The organism is Cellulomonas septica (assembly GCF_012396155.1).
GTDB lineage: Bacteria > Actinomycetota > Actinomycetes > Actinomycetales > Cellulomonadaceae > Cellulomonas > Cellulomonas septica.
The window spans coordinates 1-1,364 of sequence record NZ_JAAXOY010000817.1 but is presented as its reverse complement, the minus strand read 5'-3'; the positions used below and the strand labels follow the sequence as shown (position 1 = coordinate 1,364).

1 protein-coding gene is annotated in these 1,364 nt (G+C 76.5%); it reads right to left on the bottom strand.

Features of this window, described 5'->3' with window-relative positions:
• On the bottom strand, nucleotides 1-966 hold a 966-nt coding region (locus HGA02_RS19460; protein ID WP_484482060.1), incomplete at its 3' end, for an AAA family ATPase.
• Between the last annotated feature and the right edge of the window lie 398 nt (nucleotides 967-1,364).

Sequence of the window (1,364 nt, the reverse complement as noted above, 5' to 3'; positions counted from 1 at the left end):
GGCGGGGCCGAGGTGCGCGGCGTGCGCGGTCCGCAGGTGACGGTGCAGGACGCGCGGCAGGCGGTAGCGGACGCCGTCGTCGGTCCGCGCGAGCGACCACCGCCGGTCCAGGGTGCGCAGCACGTCCGCGGCGCCGTCGGCGGCCGGGTCCGGGTCCCCGACGAGGTCGGTGACCCGCCGGGCGGTGAGGTCGTCGAAGGCCGACCCCCAGTGCAGGACGTCGAGCTGCGCGCGGTCGAGGGGCGCGAGCACCTCGTCGACCAGGTAGTCCCGCGCGTACCCGGTGTCGGTGTCGAGGCTGCGCACCGCGCGTCGCCGGTCCGCGGGCAGCAGCCCCGACGTCGACCGGTGGAACAGGTGCACGGCCGCCGCCCAGCCCTCGGTCTCGTCGGTCAGCAGCTCGACGTCGTCGGGTGCCAGCGGGTGCCCGTACACGTCCCGGAACAGCCGGTCGACCTCCCAGACGCGCAGCCGCAGGTCGTCGGCGTCGAGCACCGTCGGCGGCGGGAACTCCGACCGCGCGAGGCTGAACGTGGGCCGCCGCACCGTGCCGAGCAGGACGTGCACGTCGGGGGTCGACGGCAGCAGCAGCCGCTCGAGGTCGTCCTCCACCCGCCCGACCAGCAGCTCGTGCGCGTCGTCGAGGACCAGCAGCGTCGGTGCACGTCGCGCCAGGACCGACCGCCCGACCTCGTCCGGCGCCAGCAGCTCGGTGCGCGTCCCCGACCGCACGGCGATGCCCGCGGGCGTGCAGCGCCCCCACACCACGGGCAGCCGGCTCGTGCGCGCCCACTGCCGCATGACGGTCGTCTTGCCGGACCCGCGCGGGCCCACCACCAGACCGCACCGCGTCGTCAGGACGTCGTCCAGCCGGTGCATCAGCGCACGCCGGACCACGCCTCGCCCGGCGGTCGGGACGTTCGCGCCCACCACCGGGTCGGCGACGGCATCGCGCCCTCGCGACATCGAGCCCCCCGGACCCCCTGGGTGCCGGGCAGCCCCCGTCGCCGGCACCTCTCCGGCGATCCTCGCAAAGTCACGGGCGCCACGACAGGGCGATACCGGGCGAAATACTGCGATACGGGATGTGCGACGGCCGGTGCGGTCCGTGCGGCGGGCGGCGTGACCTCGCGGTCCGGGCGGATGTCTGCCTAGGGTCGGGGCGCGAGCCGGAGCAGGTGCCGGGGACGACCCATCCGCCGGACGGTGGGCTCCGAACCCATCGACGACGCACCTGCTCGGGTGCGGAGAGCGGGAGGAGGGGCACGTGCGACGACGCGACGTCTGGCGCCGTGCTCTGCTGACCGCTGCGGCCGCGGCCGGCCTGTGGGCGGGTGCCGCGGCGCTGGCCGCACCGGCGCAGG